13 protein-coding genes are annotated in these 15622 nt (G+C 57.3%); 2 read left to right on the plus strand and 11 right to left on the minus strand.

Going from position 1 to position 15622, the window contains the following annotated elements:
- The 4 genes from ACFY68_RS23830 to ACFY68_RS23845 all read right to left on the minus strand — a co-directional run bounded on the left by ACFY68_RS23830 (window position 1) and on the right by ACFY68_RS23845 (window position 5528).
- Window positions 1-777, minus strand: coding sequence for an SDR family NAD(P)-dependent oxidoreductase (locus tag ACFY68_RS23830; protein ID WP_387532505.1), 777 nt, complete (start codon window positions 775-777; stop codon window positions 1-3).
- Window positions 774-2093 (minus strand): capsule biosynthesis protein, encoded by a 1320-nt coding sequence (locus tag ACFY68_RS23835; RefSeq protein WP_387532507.1) that lies wholly within the window; start codon window positions 2091-2093, stop codon window positions 774-776. The genes ACFY68_RS23830 and ACFY68_RS23835 overlap by 4 nt, the downstream gene beginning before the upstream one ends.
- On the minus strand, window positions 2033-4057 hold the full coding sequence (locus tag ACFY68_RS23840) for a capsular polysaccharide biosynthesis protein (RefSeq protein ID WP_387532510.1): 2025 nt from the start codon (window positions 4055-4057) through the stop codon (window positions 2033-2035). The genes ACFY68_RS23835 and ACFY68_RS23840 overlap by 61 nt, the downstream gene beginning before the upstream one ends.
- Before the next feature lie 421 nt (window positions 4058-4478).
- On the minus strand, window positions 4479-5528 hold the full coding sequence (locus tag ACFY68_RS23845) for a phosphotransferase (RefSeq protein WP_387532513.1): 1050 nt from the start codon (window positions 5526-5528) through the stop codon (window positions 4479-4481).
- A 531-nt stretch (window positions 5529-6059) separates the two neighbouring features.
- Between ACFY68_RS23845 and ACFY68_RS23850 the strand changes: the two genes are divergently transcribed.
- Entirely contained in the window at window positions 6060-7028 is a 969-nt protein-coding gene (locus ACFY68_RS23850; RefSeq protein ID WP_387532516.1) for an IS110 family transposase, read from the plus strand.
- Between the two features lie 442 nt (window positions 7029-7470).
- Here the strand turns inward: ACFY68_RS23850 and ACFY68_RS23855 are convergent, their stop codons facing one another.
- Complete coding sequence (locus ACFY68_RS23855) at window positions 7471-7752, minus strand: hypothetical protein (RefSeq protein ID WP_387532519.1); 282 nt, start codon at window positions 7750-7752, stop codon at window positions 7471-7473.
- 503 nt (window positions 7753-8255) lie between these two features.
- Between ACFY68_RS23855 and ACFY68_RS23860 the strand changes: the two genes are divergently transcribed.
- Window positions 8256-9188: an SIS domain-containing protein gene (locus tag ACFY68_RS23860; protein WP_387532521.1), complete on the plus strand. Its 933-nt coding sequence runs from the start codon at window positions 8256-8258 to the stop codon at window positions 9186-9188.
- 65 nt (window positions 9189-9253) lie between these two features.
- On the opposite strand, the gene galU is transcribed toward ACFY68_RS23860, so the two are convergent.
- The 6 genes from galU to ACFY68_RS23890 form a co-directional block, all read right to left on the minus strand.
- Window positions 9254-10087 carry a UTP--glucose-1-phosphate uridylyltransferase GalU gene (galU, locus tag ACFY68_RS23865; protein WP_387532524.1) on the minus strand — a complete coding sequence of 278 codons (834 nt, stop codon included), beginning with the start codon at window positions 10085-10087 and terminating at the stop codon, window positions 9254-9256.
- Between the two features lie 79 nt (window positions 10088-10166).
- Window positions 10167-11453, minus strand: a complete 1287-nt coding sequence (kdsB, locus tag ACFY68_RS23870; protein WP_387532590.1) for a 3-deoxy-manno-octulosonate cytidylyltransferase — start codon at window positions 11451-11453, stop codon at window positions 10167-10169.
- Between the two features lie 24 nt (window positions 11454-11477).
- Entirely contained in the window at window positions 11478-12317 is an 840-nt protein-coding gene (gene kdsA, locus ACFY68_RS23875; protein ID WP_387532526.1) for a 3-deoxy-8-phosphooctulonate synthase, read from the minus strand.
- 39 nt (window positions 12318-12356) lie between these two features.
- Complete coding sequence (locus tag ACFY68_RS23880) at window positions 12357-13286, minus strand: glycosyltransferase family 2 protein (RefSeq protein WP_387532529.1); 930 nt, start codon at window positions 13284-13286, stop codon at window positions 12357-12359.
- The gene (locus tag ACFY68_RS23885; protein WP_387532532.1) at window positions 13283-14848 is read right to left on the minus strand and encodes a glycosyltransferase family 29 protein; all 1566 of its coding nucleotides are present in this window, start codon (window positions 14846-14848) and stop codon (window positions 13283-13285) included. Before ACFY68_RS23885 ends, ACFY68_RS23880 begins: the two co-directional genes overlap by 4 nt.
- A gap of 2 nt (window positions 14849-14850) precedes the next feature.
- A complete protein-coding gene (locus ACFY68_RS23890; RefSeq protein ID WP_387532534.1) occupies window positions 14851-15495 on the minus strand; it encodes an acyltransferase in 645 nt (214 codons plus the stop codon).
- Window positions 15496-15622: the final 127 nt, after the last annotated feature.

Consider the following 15622-nt stretch of genomic DNA (forward strand, 5'->3'; position numbering starts at 1 on the left):
TCAATCACTGTACTTAAGCCCACGCAGGATCATCGAAGAAAGCCACTGCGGGATCAGCCCCAGCAGCCAGGTGCCCAGGTTGAGCGGGAAGGGGAAGCTGATGCGCGCCTGGTTTGCCGCCAGCCCACGCTTGATGCGTTTGGCGGCCTTTTCGGCGGTCCACAGGAACGGCTTGGGCCCGGGCATCTCGAAGCACATCTTCGACTCCACATAACCCGGCACGATCACATTGACCTTGACCCCCTCCGGCGCCAGCCAATCACGAATAGCCTCGCCGTACACGCGGATCGCCGCCTTGCTGGCGCTGTAGGTCGGCGTCACCGGCAAACCGCGCCAGCCGGCCAGCGAGCTGAACAATGCAATCTGCCCATGGCCGCGGCTACGCATGGCTGGCAGGGCGGCCTCGACGGTGGCCAGCGCGGCCATCACGTTCACTTCCATCAGCGCGCGGCTGTCATCCCAGCACTCGGCCTCGCCATTGGCACCAACGGCGGTGTTCAGCCCAGCCCCCACCAGCACCAGGTCGGGCTGATGCGCTTCGCTGACGCGGCGCACCATTGCCCGCAGGGCGTCCAGGTCGCGCACATCCATGGGTTCCAGCAGCACCTCGGCGCCCAGCGCCCGGCATTGCCCGGCCATTTCGTCCAGGCGGTCCTGGCGGCGGCCTTGCAGGATCAGCGTCACGCCCGGCGCGGCATAGGCGGGCGCCAGTGCGCCACCGATGCCGCCCGTGGCGCCGGTAATGAAGATGCAGCGGGGCGAAGCGGTGTGGTTCATAGGTAGTTTTCGATTCTTGAAGTTTTTGCCATCAGCACTTCCAGGCAATTGGCCACGGCCATGTCGATGCCACAGCCGGTGTAGAACCCGCCGTTGATCTGCGTGGTATGGATGACCGTGTTACGAAAGCGCTGGAACAAGGTGTTGTCTGGGGCTTCGGCCTGCATCCAGAAGCTGTCCAGCCCACCCTGGTGGGTCAGGCCTGGCATGGCGTAGATCGGCTCGGCCAGCGTGCAGGTCGGGCGGTGATGCAGGATCGCCGAGGCGCCCGCGGTGCTGTTGACGGTGATCATCCCGGCGATGTGCGAGAGCAGCGTGGGCATGTGCCCGCTTTCCATGAAGTGCACGCGGTCAGCCACGCCGTACTGCTGCGCAAGCCGGTCGGTGACCTTGCGGTAGTTGACCAGCCCGGGCGTCAGCGGGTGGTTCTTGACCAGCAGGCGCGCATCGAATGGCGCGTTGAGCGAGAACGAGTCGATCACATGCTCTATCACCTGCTCCATGTTCTGGAACGGCGAGTGGTCGCGGATCTGCGCATCGCTGTCCAGCTGCAGCGGCAGCAGGAAGGTGGGGTGGCGTTCGCGGGCCACCTCGGCCACCAGTGCGTCGTCATGCACGCGGGCACGCAGCAGGCGCAGGCCCTGGCGCACGAAGCCGGCGTACTCCACCGCCGCGCTGTACGGCGCGTGGGTGCGGTAACGCGGGTAGCACAGCGCATTCAGCGCGCCACCGGCGTGGTACAGCACATCGTGGGTGGCCCTGGCGGTGAACGACAGCTTGAAGGCATTGCCATTCTGGTACCGCGGGATGTGCTTGCCCACCTCGCGGTACCACTGCGGGTCGCGCGGCAGGCGCGAATGGTTGTTCACCCCGTCGCGCTCCAGCGTCACCCAGTAAGGCCGGAAGTAGCCTTCTTCGAACACATGCACGCGCACGCCATACAAGCGCGCAAGCGTCACGGCCGGGCGATGCACCGGGCGGCAGTCGCCGAACAGCACCAGGTCGGTGATGTCCAGCTGGCGGAACACCTGGGCGTACCAGGCATCCATGTCCTCGGCCCGGTGCGGGCAGCGCAGGTACGGGCCATTGGCGCCGTACAAGGCGTCGCCGACGTTGAAGCGCACGCTGTGCACGCGTTGGCCAATGCCGCGCAGGGCCGTGGCCAGGCGGTTGAAGAAGGGCGAACTGACGCCCTGCAGGAACAAAAAATTATGGGTGGGGATGCGAAGCAGTGGACCACGCGCCGCCCGTGCATTCAGTTTTTCGGGCGCTTCTTGCCCAACAAACTGCTCAAGCGTCGTTTCAAGTCCTGCCATCGGGAGGTAGCTCCTTGCGGCTGCGGTAGCGCATGCCAATGCTGTAATTCGTAAAGCGTCTGTTCTGCGGTGGTGAAGCGGTTGGTGATGCGGCTTACATAGGTGGGGTAGAGCAGCAGCGTCCCCGCCACCAGCTCATCCAGGCTGAGGCGCCGGCTACGCCGGGCTTGCACCTCGGGCTGCAGGTCGAGGTCGCGGGTCAGGCCCCAGCCGGCGTAGAACGGCTGGCCATAAGTGGTCACCGGCACCCCACGCAACAGCGCCTCGAAGCCCGATTGCGAAGTCAGTACATGCACCTCGTCGACCACTTCCAGCAGCTGCTGCAGCGGCGTGTCGCCGATCACTTCATCGCACCAGTGCACGGTCTGTGCTTCGTCATCGCCGCGCGCGCGTGTACCGGCCAGCACTTCGGGGTGCGGCTTGTACAGCACCCACGCCCCCGGGTTGTGCTCGCGCACCGCGCGCAGTAACTGCAGGTTGCTGCGGATCTGATGCCCACCAAAGCGGATCGACGCATCGCCCTCGACCTGGCCGGTCACCAGCAGCACCCGCGCGGCATCGGCCGGGCGTTGCCAGTTGGCGCCGGGCAGGTTGTACTTGGTCAGCCCGGCGCGGCAAATGGCCAGGCGCAGGGCCTCGGCACGGGCCAGCAGCTCGGGGCTGAAGGGTTCGCTGGCGAGGATGCGCTCCAGCCGCGAAGGGCGGGTGGCGTCGTAGTAGATGCCCAGGTCATCCACCACCCACGACAGCGGCCGCGCCTTGCCGGCACCCAGGCCGACCGAGCGCAGGAAGCCGTCTTCGACGCGGTTGATGGGGTGGGGGTGGTTGTGCAGGTCTTCGTCGTGCTTGCAGCCCCACGACACCACCGGCAAATCACGGGTCAGCGGTTGCTCAGCCTTGACGAAACGGATGGCCGCGCCATTGAAGAACAGGTCGGCCAGCGGCTCTTTCCAGCGGCTGAAACCAAGCATCTGCACGGCATCGGGCAGCACACTGCGGTGGCGGCGTTGCAAGCCCAGCCAGTGGATCAGCACTTCGGGCGTGCACGGCGTGCCGCGTTCGGGGCAGACATAGCGCGGGTACGCCACCAGGCTCGCGTGAACAAGCTGGGCCAGCGGCACCGGCTGGCGCCGCGCAGGCGCTGGCAGGCGGTCATCGGTCAGGCCCCAGCCGGCGTAGAACGGCATGCCCCAGGTGTGCACCGGCACCCCCCACAGCAACGCGTCGAAGCCCAGCTGCGAAGTCATCACGTACACCGCACGCATGCGCGGCAGCAGGTCGGCCGGGTGCACATTTTGCGCAAGCACCCGTACCCGCGGGTTGCTGGCCAGCGCCGCCAGGTCGTAATGCCCGGCCTTGCGCCCGGCCACCACGTCGGGGTGCACCTTGAGCACGATGGTGCTGTGCGGGTAACGCGCCAGCGCTGCAGCCAGCATGGCGTTGAAGTCATCCGCCGTGGCGCCCTGCAAGGAGGCGTCGGCGCAGGTCTGGTCGGCCACCAGCACGCAGTCTTCGGGCAGCGCAGGCTGCTCGAAACGGGCGTCGTTGTATTTGGAGATGCGCTGTTGCTGCCACTGGCTGCGCAGCGCTTGAGCGCGGGCGGTTTGTTCGGCGTCCAGTGGCGTGGCGATGAGTTGCTCGAGCCGCGAGGGCTGGCTGGCGTCGTAGTAAACGCCCACATCGTCGACGATCAGCGACAGCGGCGGCTCATCGGCCCCCAGCCCTACGGACCGGACAAAGCCGTCTTCGAGCGTAAGCACCCGCTTGCCCGCCTTGCGTGCCTCGGCAATGGCTTTAAGCGCACTGGGCTTGCGGCCCCAGGCCATTACCCAATCAGTAGTCGCGACATCGCGCACAGCACCGTTGTGCAGCACGTAGTCGGGCAACAAGGCAGGCAGGGTAGCGATGCGCTGGGCACCCTTGGACAGGACCAGCAAACGTGGGCGAGGCGACGCGTCATCCATAAACTTGGAGCGGCATTCCATTCAAGAAAATGACAAGGGCTTGCGTGCCCTTGAGGATCCAAAAATTTGGGACGCGAATATTAATACAAATTCACATTTGTAGGACGCCTCCTACAGCGAATTCGTATAAAGAAATTAGACATTATGCGGAATTGGCGATGAATGGCATCACGTTGATATCAATTCGCATCTGAGGGGCCTTGTCGCATGGCTGAGGACAGGCGTGGCGCCGGCAGCGCCAGCCGGAACATCGCGTCATGCCAACAAGGCTGACAACTATGGCCTATCAGGCCATGGCACGTTGCAACAAATGTAGGAGCGGCTTTAGCCGCGATGCGCCGCGCGGGCGGCGCTCGATCTCGAGAGCGCTAAAGATCTTGAGGCAAGCGCTTCGCGGGCGGCGCTCGACAGCGAGCGCACCTCACCCCTCAAGGCATGCCCCCAGCAAATACTCATACTTCTCCCGCAACATCCCCATCCGCTCACGCTCGCGATACTCCTCGACCGTCTCCGGCCGCAGGCAATGGAACAACGCCGTCAACAGGAACACATAACGCAGATTCCCCAGCGCCTGCCCCTCATCAAACCGCTCTGCCAGCGCCTCGCGATAGGCCTCGACAAACTCGCTCTGCGCGGCCAGAAAAACGCCCATATCCTTGCGCCGGAACAGGCTACCCAGGTACGCCCCGCCATCGAAGCCAACCCGCCCGACCTTCACTTCACTCCAGTCGATCAGGTGCAGTTGCCCCTTGTTCACGAACAGGTTTTTGCGCAGGTAATCCATATGGCTGAAGCACCGCGGGCTGCGCCGTGCCTCGCCGGCCAGCTTGCGCATCAGCGGCACAAACGCGTCAAAGCGCTCGGCCAACCCAGCAAACTGCGTATCTTCCCGCCCCAATTGCGCAAGCCCCGGCAGGCACCGGTCGAAATTGAAGCGCGGGCGCAGCAGGAACCAGGGGCGGAAGAAGTCCATGCTCCACAGCAGCGGCGCCTTGCCCAGCGGTTGTGCCTGCAGCCAGGCGTGACTGAGGTCTTCAAGCTCAGCGATACCTGATGCCAACTGCCGCGCAATCGCCTGCATGCGCGGCGGCTTGCCACACACGAACTCGGTGAAGATCAAACTCTCCCAGGGCGTTTCGATCACCCCAAGGCAGGACGGGTAACGGAACTGCGTGCTCCCCGCCAGCATGCCCTCGGCGCGGTGGAACCGCGCCTCCTGGCTACCGATGAAGGCGATTTTGCGGATTGATTTTTCCACCACTTCTACCGGCTTGCCGGTGTTGGGGTCGGTGAAGCGATGGTGGCGCACGTAGTTGACGAACGAGGCATTCGACGCCAAGTCCTGGCTGCTGATCTCCAGCGCCTGTCCGCCCCACTGGGGCATCAGCGCGTGAAGGTGGTTTTGCAGAGGTGCCCGTTGCCAGCGGAAGAGCGTCTTGCTCGGCGCAGGCGGGCTAGGAGGGGTTTTCATGACATCCAATCAGGCAGCAGCCGTCGTCCATTCAAAGCTGTGAAGGGCGGCTATGCTGCGTCATGTGCGTCCTACGTACAACGAAAAGTTACAACAACTTGTTGATTTTCTTGGGGGATGTGGGGGCGGTGGCGTTTGCGGGGCGCATGGCTTGTGCTGTTTGGTGATGGTGAGATCGAGCGGCGCTCGCCTTGGTATCTTCAGCGCCCTTGAGATCGAGCGCCGCCCGCGCGGCGCTTCGCGAAGCGCTTGCCTTGGGATCTTTAGCGTCCTTGAGATCGAGCGCCGCCCGCGCGGCGCTTCGCGGGGCAAGCCCGCTTGTGTCTTGAGGTGGGATTAGAATCTGGAGTGAGAGCGGTGAATGGCAAGCTGAATGCCGCAGGTGCCATGAGCACGAGTGGGAGCACAAGCTGCCATTCACCGTTCCACTTTGGCGAGAGCCCGAACAGTTGGATGCGGCTCTGATCTCGAATCACAAGCGTGGGCCAAGCCAAAGTCCTCTCACTCTGTTGAGTTTAGGAGGTTTTGGTGATGGCTTCCTTCTTGGGTATCGATGTTTCCAGTCGTTCTCTGGATGGCTGGGTGCGGCCGCAGGCCGTTAGAATCGCTGTGAGCAATAATCCTGCTGGATTTGAGGAGCTGGAAAGGACTCTGCGCAAGTTCAGTATCAAGCGCATCTTGCTAGAAGCGACAGGTGGCTACGAGCGTGATGTCCTGCGCTTTCTGCAGGACGCTGGCTACAAGGTCATACGCGTCAATCCCGCGCGAGCCAGGAAATTCGCTGACTCTATGGGCGTCAAAGCCAAGACTGATGCTATCGACGCTGAGGTGTTGGCCCATTACGCCGAGGTCATTCCGGACCAGCCTACCTTGCAAATCAGCCCTGACAGGGCGCTGCTGCGAGAGCTCCTGATGCAACGTGATCGTTTGGTTCAGCAACGAGACGATGACCGGCGGCGCCTGAAACAAGCCCAGTCACTCGTCGTGGCCAATTTCCTGAAAGCCAACCTCCAGCACTTCCGATCGCAGATCAGGTTGGTCGAGCAAGAGATCAACCAGCAGGCCGCTAAATTAAACGATGAGCGAATTGCCCGTCTGACTCAGGTCAAGGGCATCGGGATGGTGACGGCGGGCAAACTTGTAGCCCTGCTGCCGGAGATAGGTCGCGTTGAATCCAGAGAAATAGCATCCCTGGTCGGTGTAGCGCCCTTTAACCACGACAGCGGAAAATCTCTGGGCAAGCGCTCTATCACAGGAGGCCGGCTTGAGGTCAGGCGGACGTTGTACATGGCGCTTCTTGTGGCTGTGAAATACAACCCAGCACTCAAGGCTCGTTATGAGGCGCTGCGTGGACGGGGAAAATTGGCCAAAGTTGCCCTCGTGGCATGCATGAGGACCTTTATCGTACGGCTCAATGCGATGATCAAAACGGGTACGCCATGGCGAGATTTGATCTTGCCTCAGCCAGCAGGTACGACGCAGGTCGAAAAGGCAGCGTGATCGGTGTGTGAGCGGGCAAGCCCGCTCACACACCGATCACGCAAGGTTGAGCAAGACAGTTGCTCCCACATTTGTTGCAACGTGCCATGGCCTGATAGGCCACAGTTTCAGCCTTGCTGGCATGACGCGATGTTTCGGCTGGCGCTGCCGGCGCCCCGCCTGTCTTCAGCCATGCGCCAAGGCGGACAACCATGGCCTGACTGGAATGGCACGTTGCAACAAATGTGGGAGCGGGCTTGCCCCGCGAAGCGCCGCGCGGGCGGCGCTCGATCTCAGAGGCGCTAAAGATCCCAAGGCAAGCGCTTCGCGATGCGCCGCGCGGGCGGCGCTCGATCTCAAAGGCGCTGAAGATGCCAAGGCAAGCGCTTCGCGAGCGCCGCTCGATCTCACACCCCCAAAAAATCTCCCGGCGTACACCCCAAAGCCCCACGCCACCCAGCCATCAATGCACCCCGGACGACCGCTCCATCGCCAGCGCCAACGCATCCGCCTGCCCCCAGGCAATCTGCATCGCCCGCAACCCATGCTCCAGCAACTGCCGCGTTTCTTCATCCTCGATTCGCTCAAGGGCACGCCGGCTATCGCTGTAGGCGAACATCAGGTAGTGGGTGACATTCATCAACACGTATTCCATCGGCACCATGTTTTCACCAATGGCGCGGGAGAGGGATTTGCCGGGCGGCAGTTCGAAAGTATGGGGTGGGTCGGGGACGATCTTTTTCATAGCAATTCCTTGAAGGTAAGGAGTTGCCACCGCCGTTTCCACACGAAGGGAGGCAACTGTACGCGGGGTGGAAAACCGGTCTTCAAGGAACCCCGGCAGGCCTCACGGCCTCCCGCGCACAGCTGCCATTACGGGCAGGTATCTTGAAGATTGTTCGGGTTTCCACACCCGATCGCTGAACCCTCAGCGACCCCGAAAGCCTAGAGGGCTAGCTTTCCAGGAACAATCAGACGCCTGTCGACAGACTTTGTAGGGTATTTCCCTTGGTCTTATACCTCCAGCCCATTCCTGTAGGAAGAATCTGAACCCGCAGTAGGGCCATTCAATAATCCAGCTCCATCGGAGCAGATCGCCCCGCAGAGCGCGGTGCAGTTGCCAAAAATCAAAAAACCGCGACCCATCAGTCAGATAGCCCGCAATCCCCCGCCTATCGCGCTTTGATTAATGTGACAAAAACCTTACCATGCGCCGCTTCGCAATAACTGCAGTCGTCAGGGACGAACATGAATCACCTCAGCATCGCCAAAGAAGCTTTAATTGCCCAGGCCCAGGCTGTCACCCAGCTGGCTGACCGCCTCAATGGCGAGTTCCAGAGCGCCGTCGAACTGATCCTCGGCTGCCAAGGCCGTACCGTGGTCTGCGGCATGGGCAAGTCCGGCCTGATCGGCCAGAAGATGGTTGCCACCTTCGCCTCCACCGGCACCCCAAGCTTCTTCCTGCACCCCGCCGAAGCCTTCCACGGCGACCTGGGCATGCTCAAGCCGATCGACGTGCTCATCCTAATCAGCTACAGCGGCGAAACCGAAGAGCTGATCAAGCTGATCCCAAGCCTGAAGTCGTTCGGCAACAAGATCATCGCCATGACCGGCAACGGCAAGTCCACCCTGGCCAAGCACGCCGATATCTGGCTGGACATCTCGGTCGAGCGCGAGGTCTGCCCGAACAACCTGGCACCGACCACCTCCACCCTGGCAACCATGGCAATGGGCGATGCGCTGGCAGTAGCGCTGATCGAAGCCATCCAGTTCAAGCCAATGGACTTCGCCCGCTACCACCCCGGCGGCAGCCTGGGCCGCAAACTGCTGACTCGCGTTTGCGATGTGATGCACTCGCCAGCACCGGTGGTTACGCCTGCGACCAGCTTCCATGATTGCTTGCTGGTGATGACCCGCAGCCGTCTGGGCCTAACCGTCGTTATGGATGACGACAAGCTGGTAGGCATCGTGACTGACGGTGATCTGCGCCGCGCGTTGCTGGATAACGAAGGCACGATCCACGAAAACGTGGCGAAGTTCATGACTGCCAATCCGCACACCATCCAGGAAGATTCCCAGCTTTCCGAAGCTGAGGCCTACATGCTGGATAACAAGATTCGGGCGTTGGCGGTGACTGACGCTGAAGGCGCAGTTGTTGGAGTTGTCGAAATTTTCGACTGACAACACGTGGATCGGAATTAAAACGGGACTGATAAAGTCCCGTTTTTTATGGGGTCTGATTAATCCTAGCTACCACTTTTGTAAAAGTTCTCGAAGCAAAAATTTGTAGCATCGATGTAGCCTTCAGCACCGCCGCAATCGAAGCGCTTACCTTTGAACTTATAGGCAATCACGCAGCCGTTTTGAGCTTGCTGCATCAACGCGTCGGTGATCTGAATCTCACCGCCCTTGCCTGGTGGGGTGCTCTTGAGAATATCAAAGATATCCGGGGTAAGAATATATCGGCCGATGATCGCCAGATTCGACGGGGCGTCCTCGGGTTTTGGCTTCTCAACCATGTTGGTAACGCGGTATATATCGTCACGAATCATATCGCCGGCTATTACGCCGTACTTGGTGGTTTCTTGAGGGTCCACTTCCTGAATAGCAACGATGGAGCAGCGAAATTGATTGTAAAGCTTAACCATTTGAGTCAGTACGCCATCACCCTCCGGGTTCACGCACAGGTCGTCCGCCAAGACCACTGCGAAAGGCTCGTCGCCTATCAGCGGCTGACCAGTTAAGATGGCATGGCCGAGGCCCTTCATCTCGGTCTGACGGGTATAGGAGAATGAGCACTCATCCAGCAGGCGACGGATGCCGACCAGATACTTTTCCTTGTCAGTCCCTTTGATCTGGTTTTCCAGTTCATAGCTGATGTCGAAGTGGTCCTCCAGCGCGCGTTTACCTCGGCCGGTGACGATGGAGACCTCATTCAGACCAGCGTCCAGCGCCTCTTCAACGCCGTACTGGATCAAAGGTTTGTTAACTACCGGCAGCATTTCTTTAGGCATAGCTTTTGTTGCAGGTAGAAAGCGAGTGCCATAACCAGCGGCAGGGAATAAACATTTCTTAATCATGGAAAACTTTATTGTCCTTCGTTCACGTTGTTAAAGGAGGCTCTAGTTCGTAGGTTGCGAGATTAAGGTTGGCTCTATCTTATTGAGCCATTTTATTCATTATTTTTGAGTAGCCCGCTACGCTATGAAGGACAGCGCCCTTGCCTTGCACTAGCAGAATTTCATCTGCCAATTCTCTGAATGCACCTTCCCCACCTTTGGTCCGAAGCGTATAGTTAGCGGCAGCCTGAACATAAGATGGAGCGTCTGCAACTGCGAACGATTGTCCGCAGGCAGCAAATGCCGGTAGATCTATTACGTCATCACCAATACAAGCTGTTTCCGTCGAGTTTGCATTTGCCTGAGCCATGAGTTGTATACAAGCTGCATATTTGTCCTTTACTCCAAACTGGCAAAGGGTCACGCCCAGGTCAGCGACACGCTTGCGTAGGGTCGCCGAATCCCGCCCCGACAGCACGGCAACCCGTACGCCATTTTCTTCAAGCAAGCGCATGCCCATGCCATCACGCACATGGAAGCGCTTGAGGCATTCGCCGGTGGCGTCGTAGTAGATGCCACCATCGGTCAGCACGCCATCGACGTCGGTGATCACCAGGCGGATGTCAGCTAGCGTTGGCTTTGCCACCGGCGCTTGGCCGGTCATCAACGCGCGCACCTGCTCTAGGCATTCAGGCGTATCCACACCCGGGCCGGTTGGCTCGACCACGTACGCACGAATGCAGTAGCCGGCAGCCATCAAGCGCAGCTGCTCCAGCTTTTCGGCGTGCTCCATCATCGGTTGCGGCAGGCTGGCGTATTCGGCCAGCACGTCGCGGCGATAGGCATACACACCTACGTGTTTGAGGTAGGTGGCCACTTCGCTGTCGCGCGGGTAGGGGATAGGCGAGCGGCTGAAGTACAGGGCGTTGCCATTGCCTGCCAGCACCACTTTGACGGTGTTGGGGTTGCCCGCTTCATGCGCATCGATCGGGTGGCATAGGGTGCCTACATTGACGCTGGCATCCGCCAGCATGCCGGCCGCCAGGGCTTCGATATCCGACGGGCGCACCAGTGGCTCGTCGCCTTGCAGGTTGATGTAGATATCTGCATCAACCTGGGCCATGACTTCGGCAAGGCGATCTGTGCCGGACGGGTGGTCCGGGGACGTCATCACGCACACGCCACCAAAATCGCGTACGGCTTCGGCGACGCGCTCGTCATCAGTGGCAATGACCACCACTTGTGCGTTGGCAACCTGCAGTGCGCGCTCGTAAACGTGCTGAACCATCGGTTTGCCGGCGATATCGGCCAACGGCTTGCCGGGCAAGCGGGTGGAGCCGTAGCGGGCCGGAATGACGATCGCGACCCGTTGTTCAGAAGTTGCCATGCTCACAATCCTTGTTGCCGAGGCTTACGAAATGGCCAGGGGCGGGAAGCCCTTGATCAGGTCGTCCAACGCTTTGATCTGCGCCAGGAACGGCTCCAGCTTGTCCAGCGGCAGGGCGCTTGGGCCGTCGCACTTGGCTTGGTCCGGGTTGGGGTGCGCTTCCAGGAAGAGGCCAGCCAAGCCAACGGCCATGCCCGCGCGCGCCAGGTCGACGACCTGTTCGCGGCGGCCGCCGGAGGCAGCGCCCGACGGGTCGCGGTTCTGCAGGGCGTGGGTCACGTCGAAGATGATCGGCAGGTTGTCGCAGGTCCGTTTCATCACGCCAAAGCCGAGCATGTCGACCACCAGGTTGTCGTAGCCCATGCAGGTGCCGCGGTCGCAGAGGATCAGCTGGTCGTTACCAGCTTCCTTGAACTTGTGCACGATGTTCTGCATCTGCGAAGGGCTGAGGAACTGCGGCTTCTTGATGTTGACCGGCTTGCCGGTCTTGGCCAGGGCGACCACCAGGTCGGTCTGGCGGGCCAGGAAGGCGGGCAGCTGCAGCACGTCGACCACTTCGGCAACCGGGGCGCATTGGTAGATTTCATGCACGTCGGTGATGATCGGCACGCCGAATTCGGCCTTCACCTTTTCGAAGATGCGCAGGCCTTCTTCCATGCCAGGGCCACGGTAGGAGTGGATGGACGAGCGGTTGGCCTTGTCGAAGCTGGCTTTGAAGACGTAGGGGATGCCCAGCTTCTGAGTGACGCGCACGTATTCTTCACAGGCCTTCAGGGCAAGGTCTTCGGACTCGAGGACGTTGATGCCGCCGAAAAGGACGAACGGGGTGGAGTTGGAGCACTCGATGGTTGGGGTGATTTTCAATTTTCTTACTCGTTAATGGAAATAAGTAAAGGCTTCGTTCTACGCCATTATGTCCTGCCAGTAACTAGTACTATCGTTTCTAAGGGTTTCGCAAACCAAGTCAAGAGTGTTTGATGATGCAATCAAAGATTGTAACTCTGAGATAAGTTTTTCGGAGTCGATCGAGTCTGACTTGATTTTTGACGTGAGCATTCGAGCCTCCTTGAAGGTCCTTCTTGAGAATTTCAGGAGTTTATCTTCGTCTACTGACGTGTCCGATGGAGTGAGCTCGAGTAGCTCAGCCTTAAGTTCGCCAACCTTAACGAAGTCTTCTACAGTTTTAGTGGTGGGCGCTCTGTTGGTGAGGCTGTGAGAGTGCCTGATCCAGCTATACAGTTGTTCGCAGATTATTTCGATGTGCGGCGATCCCTTATACGCTTTGAGCAAGAATATGTGGTCTTCACCATTGTGAATGTTGTCAGGAAAGTAAGCATTTTGATTTTCGATATGGCTTCTTTTGTAAGCCTTACCCCAAGAAAGCCTAGGGACGTCACCATACACGAGAGCCATGAATCTATCATCTGGAGAGATGAAGCTTTCAAGGTTTGTGCCCGAGATTACGTTTCCATCGGTGTCGATGGATTGATACATGCACTCAATGATGTCGGGGGCAGTGGCTGCGGCGACTTGTTCGAAGCGAGAAAGATAGTTTGGCGAGATGCGATCATCTGCATCAATGAACAAGAGGTACTGATTGCTGGAGGACGTGATACCTAGGTTTCTGGCTGCGCCGGGACCGTCTTCAAGCGATTCATAAATTTTATGTTCGAATGAGAACTCGCGATCGAGGTAGGTGAGTGAGTCATCAATGCTGTGGTCGGATACGAAATGAACCGTAAAATTCTTGAAGTTCTGCTTCTCTAAGTCGGCACAAATATTCGGCAGATGAATTTCCGCGTCCTTGAATGGAATGATTACATCTAGCTTCACTTTGAAAATACCTCGGCTTCATCTTTCAGAACAAGTTGTTCAAGGTGGATTTTTTCACTTGACCAGTTGTGAATGGTGTTTAGTCCTACTTTGCGTCCGCCCGAGTAGGATGTTGCGATCCCGTGAGCTTGATCGGTTAGGGAGAAACCAAACAAACTTTTTTCTGAGATCAGGCCGTTGATCTCATAGAGCCACGTAAGGAATTTGAGACCGCTGCTGGGGGATGCACAAATTTTTTGCGTCAGCTTTAAGTCAACTTTTCTCGGTAGAAGACATATCTTGTTTGAGAATTGCGCGAGGTCATTGACTTTATAAAAGAGATCTTTAGTTGAGAATAAATTGCCATCTGAAATTAGTATGAAGTCAAGTTCATGTTTTCTATTTCGCTGTGTTTCATAATAGCGAGGGTTGGTAATGAGAACGCTGGTACGTTTCCCATAGTCTAAGCAGTGGGGGTAGTCTGTAATTGCGCTATTGAAACGCACTACTTTGCTGTGTGAGTCGATTGCTTCGCCTTTGCGCTTGGATAGATCAATTGGCGAGTTCCCTACAACTGCAAGGCTTCTGCAGTTCTCGTAAAGATAGTTTTCGAACTCCCATTCATTTCGTGTGAGGCTCAAATAAAGATCGTGATCTTGCTTAACTGCAAGTTCTTCGCTCAAGCCTGCTGAATAGATAAGGTGGGCTAGCCCCAAATACCGGTGCTTTGACCAGGACGCGGCATCCTTAGATTTGGCTAAATTTGCCATCTCTAATGCGCGCTTGAAGTCGCCGCTCTCGGTAAAGAACGCGGCTAAGAGCATTAAGAAGTCAGTAGGGAAGGGCTCTTTTTTCACGATTGCTGCAAACTTGTTGGCAATCGACTCAAGTCTTTGTTCAGTCCCTAATACTCTGTAGACTTTCTTGAAGGTGAAAATTAGGTCTCGCTGGTGCAGGGTTGCTGGATTTTCAAGAATCCCAATGGCTTTCGAAATTATGTCACTTTCGTAGATTCCGGCACTCAAAGCATATTTGACTTGAGAGTTTTCGTTGCGCTCAGGACGGTCTTCGTAGTACTTGTATAGGAGATTGAAATCTGAGATAGACTTCATGTGCTCGACGTTTATCTTATGGATAAGTTCGACGAACGTTGAATTGAATTTGCTTTCTGAATGGCTGGGGGTTTCTTTTGGTGTCGCAAGAAGAAAGCCTTTTACCAGAATGTTGTTCTCTGCTGGTGAGCTTAGCTCAGCAGAATAAATCCTTCCAGAGATGTCGAATATTACATCGGTTTTTGGAAAACGATAATCACCGATGTGAAGGTTTACATATTTGCCAAAAATACTCTTCACGTGCTGAAATAGCTTGCCGCTTTCAGTGAAGCTTGAGTTGATGTAAACCTTAAGGTTAGGGTTAGGTTTCGGCGGGGCCTGTTTGGCAGCTGTTTTTTTTTGAGGTGCGGCCTGCGGTTTTTGTTGAATAGAAGGTACGAGTTTGGCTGCATCTATCTTTCGTTGGCGATCGATGAAGAATTTTTTGGGATGCAGAATTAGCTTTTTGGTTTTTTTGACGAAAGTTCCCATTTTCAGATTTCCTTAACACTGTCGATTCCATTCGGGTGGGAGGTATTAAGCGAAGCCCGATCCCAAATTATGTCTTCTTTTACTACTTTGGCTGGGTTGCCAACTGCAATACTATTGGGTTTGATTTCTCCAATGACAGTAGAGTCAATGCCAATAACACTCCCGCTGTTGATAAGGCTGCCTTTAAGTACTGTCACATTGTTCGCAAGCCACACGTGATCTTTTATTACCACATCCTTCGACCGGTTTAGCCTTTGCCCTGTGGTGGCAGAGAATATTGGGTGGTAATCATGGTTGTAGATGCTAACGTTGACGCCTAGCATGCAATCATTGCCAATGTATATCCCACAACCCTCGGATAAGTGAAGCTTCAAACCGCCGGTGGCTGTGAAGCCGTCACCAATGCTGAGTTTGCATCCCTTCCCAACTTTTATTGTCCCAGTAAGCTTCGACTTGCTGCCAATCTCGAAGCTGTTGTTTCCGCCGTAGTCTGTAATTGACAGATTATCTACTTTCGATGATGTTGCGAACCTAAAGCATGTTCCAGTTCCCTTGAGGTCGATAGATGCTGACTTCCATGCAGCCGGTTTTCCAATTACAGATCCGCCAAGTTTTTCAACAAGTGCCACAAATTCTTCAAAGTTCATGATTTACCCTTTGAAAATCATAATGTCCAGATTTACAAGCTGTCGGAACAGGAGTTGTCTGGTTGATTGGAAGTCATTGATAGCTATTTGACTGCGTCGCGGGAGAGAACTGGTCGAGCTGTTTAAG

It is taken from the genome of Pseudomonas sp. NPDC012596 (genome assembly GCF_042902325.1).
Lineage (GTDB): Bacteria > Pseudomonadota > Gammaproteobacteria > Pseudomonadales > Pseudomonadaceae > Aquipseudomonas.

Coding starts and splice junctions, on each gene's coding strand:
- ACFY68_RS23850 (WP_387532516.1), top strand. CDS start 6,060: ATGGCTTCCTTCTTGGGTATCGATGTTTCCAGTCGTTCTCTGGATGGC.
- ACFY68_RS23890 (WP_387532534.1), bottom strand. CDS start 15,495: ATGAACTTTGAAGAATTTGTGGCACTTGTTGAAAAACTTGGCGGATCT.
- ACFY68_RS23835 (WP_387532507.1), bottom strand. CDS start 2,093: ATGGCAGGACTTGAAACGACGCTTGAGCAGTTTGTTGGGCAAGAAGCG.
- kdsB (WP_387532590.1), bottom strand. CDS start 11,453: ATGGCAACTTCTGAACAACGGGTCGCGATCGTCATTCCGGCCCGCTAC.
- ACFY68_RS23840 (WP_387532510.1), bottom strand. CDS start 4,057: ATGGATGACGCGTCGCCTCGCCCACGTTTGCTGGTCCTGTCCAAGGGT.
- ACFY68_RS23860 (WP_387532521.1), top strand. CDS start 8,256: ATGAATCACCTCAGCATCGCCAAAGAAGCTTTAATTGCCCAGGCCCAG.
- ACFY68_RS23855 (WP_387532519.1), bottom strand. CDS start 7,752: ATGAAAAAGATCGTCCCCGACCCACCCCATACTTTCGAACTGCCGCCC.
- ACFY68_RS23885 (WP_387532532.1), bottom strand. CDS start 14,848: ATGGGAACTTTCGTCAAAAAAACCAAAAAGCTAATTCTGCATCCCAAA.
- galU (WP_387532524.1), bottom strand. CDS start 10,087: ATGATTAAGAAATGTTTATTCCCTGCCGCTGGTTATGGCACTCGCTTT.
- ACFY68_RS23830 (WP_387532505.1), bottom strand. CDS start 777: ATGAACCACACCGCTTCGCCCCGCTGCATCTTCATTACCGGCGCCACG.
- ACFY68_RS23845 (WP_387532513.1), bottom strand. CDS start 5,528: ATGAAAACCCCTCCTAGCCCGCCTGCGCCGAGCAAGACGCTCTTCCGC.